Here is a 4,038-nt window from a genome sequence, read left to right on the forward strand (position 1 = left end):
CGAGTGCGCCCGCGGCATCCACCAGCCCGACCCACGTGCCGAGGCGGTTGCTCAGCTCGCTGAGCGTCGCCCCCAGGCCGTCGGGCCGGAGCGCGGCGAGCGAGATCGCGCGCTGCGCCTGGAGCGCCCAGGCCTGGCGGGCGTTCGCGTCGGCGGCGTTGAGTTCGGCGATCGTGCGCGCGACGCGGATGAACGGGGTGCGGTACGGGACCTCGAAGAGGGGCACGCCATGGCGTGCGCAGGCCTCGACGAGGAGTGCGGGCGTGCCGTCGCGGACGACCTCCGTGCCGAAGCCGAGGGCCGAGACCCCGGCGCCCGCGAGACGCGCGACGTACGCGTCGAAACCGGCCGGGTCGTCGCTGCCGCTGTCTGCGCCGAACTGGGTGCCGGTCGTGAGCAGGACCTGCCCGGGCTCGATGAACGGCGCCGGATCGGCGAGGTCGGAGCTGTGGACCCAGGGCACGGCGGCGTCGAGGGCATGCGCCGGCAGCGACGCCGCGTCGGTCAGCAGCGTGAGCGCGAGGTCGTCTCGGCCGAGCAGGGTGCGCACGGTGGGCTTCATCGGTGATCCTCGCCTCGGTCGAGAATGTACGTCGAGTCGAACACTCAGCGCCGAGTGTACAGCCCGGTGATTCGACGCGCCCTCAGGTGACGGCGCTTCGGTGCGCGAACCGTGGCTCGCGCCAGACCTCGCTCTCCAGCACGTCGTGGAGCGACTCGACCGCATCCCACACGTCAGCATGCGTGACGTAGAGCGGGGTGAACCCGAACCGCATGAGGTCCGGCGCCCGGAAATCACCGATCACTCCGCGCTCGATGAGCGCCTGCATGACCGCGTAGCCGTCCTCATGGCGCAGGGCGACCTGGCTCCCGCGCCGCGTCGATCGCCGTGGCGTCACCACCTCGATCGGCCACGCGCCGAGCCTGCGGTCCACGAGCGCCATGAAGAGCTCGGTGAGCCTGAGGCTCTTCTCCCGCACGAGCGACATGTCCACCTCGGCCCAGATGTCCAGGCTCGCCTCGAGCGCGGCGAGCGAGAGCAGTTGCGGCGTGCCCACCCGGAACCGGCCGATCCCGCTCATCGGCTCGTATCCGATCTCGAAGTCGAACGGCCTGGCATGCCCGTGCCAACCCGTCACCGCGGGCCTCGCCGCCTCATGGTGCCGTGATGCGGCCCACATGAACGACGGCGATCCGGGCCCTCCGTTCAGGTACTTGTACGTGCATCCGACCGCGAAGTCCGCGCCGGCCGCCCCGAGGTCGATCGGCACCGCGCCCGCGCTGTGGCAGAGGTCCCAGACCATGATCGCGCCCGCCTCGTGCACGCGCGCCGTGACCTCGGCGAGATCGTGCATCCGCCCGGTCCGGTAGTCGACGTGCGTGAGCACGACGACGGCGACGTCGTCGCCGAGCAGCTCGTCGAGCGCCGGACCCCCGTCGCGCACGAGCCGACGCTCGAGCGGCGTCGCGCCGCCCGCCATCGACTGGACGGCTTCGATCACGTAGAGGTCGGTGGGGAAGCTGCCGTGCTCGGCCACGATCACGTTCCGGTCGGGTCGGAGGCGTGCGGCCGCCGTGACCACCTGGAACAGGCTCCCCGAGGTCGAGTCCCCGAGCACGACTTCGCCCTCCGCCGCGCCGATGAGCGGAGCGATGCGGTCCCCGACCGATTGCGGCTTGGCGAACCATCCGGCGTCGTTCCAACTCCGGATCAGGCCGATGCCCCACTCCTCCGCGATGACCCGGTCGACGTGCGCCCGCGTGGCGCGGGGCAGCGCGCCGAGCGAGTTGCCGTCGAGGTAGACGATCCCGTCGGGGAGGTCGAATCGCTCGCGGAACGGTGCCAGCGGGTCGGCCGCGTCGAGCGACTCGCACGTCGCGCGGTCGATCGTCGTCGGGCCGGGGGCCGTCGAGTCCGGGTGCAGCATGATCGGTCCGCCTCTCGGGTCGGTCTGCGTGGTCACAGCGCGAGGAAGCGCCGCGCGTTGTCGTGGAGGATCGCGGCCCGCTCGGCATCGTCGAGGCGATCCGAGCGCGCGACGACGTCGCCGACGGGGGACTCGCCCAGCGGGTAGGGGTAGTCGCTGCCGAGCATCACCTGCGACGCGCCGAGTGTCTCGACCAGCAGGTGCAGCGCCGCCGGATCGAAGACGACGGAGTCGACGCTGAAGCGCTCGAGGTACGCGGACGGCGGCAGGTCGCTGACGCCGACGAGGTCCGGTCGGCGATGCCACGCGTTCTCGAAGCGACCGAGCCAGAACGCGAAGGAGCCTCCGCCGTGCGCGAAGGCGATGCGCAACGACGGCGGGACGCGATCGAACACGCCGCCGAGGATCATCGCGATGATCGACAGGTGGGTCTCGGCCGGCATCCCCGTCAGCCAGCGGGCCATCCATCGGTCGAGTCGGGGCGACTCGGGCATGTCCCACGGGTGCACGAACACCGGCACGCCCTGCGCCGCACAGTGCTGCAGGACCGTGACGATGCCCTCGTCGTCGAGATCGCGATCGCCCACGTGGTTCCCGATCTCGATGCCGCGGTGCCCCGACTCGATCGCGCGGTCGATCTCGGCGCACGCGGCGTCCGGGTCCTGCAGCGGCACCTGCGCGAACGGGACCAGGCGTTCGGGCGCCGGTGCGCAGACCTCGAGCGCGAGGTCGTTGAAGATCCGGGCCACCGCGGCAGCGCGATCGCCCGGCTGGTCGTACGAGAAGAAGACGGGCGTCGGCGAGATGACCTGGATGTCCACGCCGTCGCGATCCATGTCCGCCAGGCGCGCCCCGGCGTCCCAGCAGTTCGCCTCGATCCGACGGAACTCGCTCGAGCCGACGAGGATCATGGCCTCGCGCTCGGAGTCCACGCGCAACGACGGCCAGGTGCCCGGCCCGACGCGGGCGGTCAGGTCGGGCCAGCCGTTCGGCACGAAGTGCGTGTGGACGTCGATCGACCCCACCCGGTCAGCCCTTGCCCGGGTGGACGGTGCCGCACTTCGGGCACGTGCGGCCCTCCTCGCTCTCGTAGAAGTCGCGGAAGACGGGCGGAAGGTCCTCGACGATGTCTCGCACCTGCAGCTCGACCTCGTGCACCTTCGTGTCGCAGTTCGGGCAGAACCAGGCGAACCTCTCGAGCGTGCCCTCCTCGCGGATGCGCTCGATCACGATGCCGATCGAGCCGGCCTCGGGACGCTGGGGGGAGTGGTACACGTTGCCGGGGAGCAGCCACATCTCGCCCTCGCGGATGTCGATCCGCTGCAGGCCCTCGTCGGTCTGGATGTTGACGTGCATGTTCCCGCGGTACTGGTAGAACCACTCCTCGTACGGGTCGAAGTGGAAGTCGGTGCGCTGGTTCGGACCGCCGACGACCTGCACGATGAAGTCGCCCATCGGCTCCCATGCCTGCTTGTTGTTGACCGGCGGCTTGAGCAGGTGCTCGTGCTCGCGGATCCAGGCGGCGAAGTCGATGACGGGTGGGATGGTGGTCACGGTTCCTCCTCGGTGGTGGTGGTGGTGGTTCGTTCGGCCTCGTCGCCGACCGGGTGACGGGCGACGGCCTGGATCTCGATGCGCAGGTGCGGATGCGGGAGCGCATGCACCGCGACCGTGGTCCGGGCCGGTCCGGATTCGTCGAAGTACTCCGCCCAGACGGCGTTGTACGCGGCGAAGTCGTTCATGTCGACGAGGTAGGCCGTCGCCTGCACGAGGTCGCCGAGCCCGCACCCCGCCTCGGCGAGGATGCCTCGGATGTTCTCGAGGACCGCGCGGGTCTGCGTCGCCGCGTCGAGCCTCGTCGCGCCGAACTCGTCGGCCTCGGCGCCCTCGATCGTGTTGTCGGGGCGGCGGCTGCTCGTGCCGGAGACGAACACGAAGCCGCCGGCGAGCCTGGCGTGCGGGAAGCGTCCGCGGGGCGTCGCCTTCCCGTCCACGGTGATGGCGTCGGCGGTCATCGCGTCTCCTCCTCGTCCACGCGCACCGAGACCCGCCCGAGCCCGGCCACCTCTGCCGCGACGGAGCCCCGCGCGGGCGCCGGCACGGCGGCGGT

At 71.3% G+C, this 4,038-nt stretch carries 5 protein-coding genes; all 5 read right to left on the reverse strand.

The window, feature by feature from the left end; translation table 11 throughout:
• Positions 1 to 562: PucR family transcriptional regulator ligand-binding domain-containing protein (locus ESO86_RS12715; protein WP_207207120.1), on the reverse strand; the 562-nt coding region annotated here is incomplete at its 3' end.
• A gap of 82 nt (positions 563 to 644) precedes the next feature.
• Positions 645 to 1,928, reverse strand: coding sequence for a kynureninase (gene kynU / locus ESO86_RS12720; RefSeq protein WP_129235359.1), 1,284 nt, complete (start codon positions 1,926 to 1,928; stop codon positions 645 to 647).
• A gap of 32 nt (positions 1,929 to 1,960) precedes the next feature.
• Positions 1,961 to 2,953, reverse strand: coding sequence for an amidohydrolase family protein (locus tag ESO86_RS12725; protein ID WP_129235360.1), 993 nt, complete (start codon positions 2,951 to 2,953; stop codon positions 1,961 to 1,963).
• 4 nt (positions 2,954 to 2,957) lie between these two features.
• Positions 2,958 to 3,482: a 3-hydroxyanthranilate 3,4-dioxygenase gene (locus ESO86_RS12730; RefSeq protein WP_129235361.1), complete on the reverse strand. Its 525-nt coding sequence runs from the start codon at positions 3,480 to 3,482 to the stop codon at positions 2,958 to 2,960.
• Entirely contained in the window at positions 3,479 to 3,943 is a 465-nt protein-coding gene (locus ESO86_RS12735; protein WP_129235362.1) for a RidA family protein, read from the reverse strand. The genes ESO86_RS12730 and ESO86_RS12735 overlap by 4 nt, the downstream gene beginning before the upstream one ends.
• Positions 3,944 to 4,038 lie beyond the last annotated feature (95 nt).

The sequence above is a fragment of the Agromyces binzhouensis genome, assembly GCF_004135055.1.
GTDB lineage: Bacteria > Actinomycetota > Actinomycetes > Actinomycetales > Microbacteriaceae > Agromyces > Agromyces binzhouensis.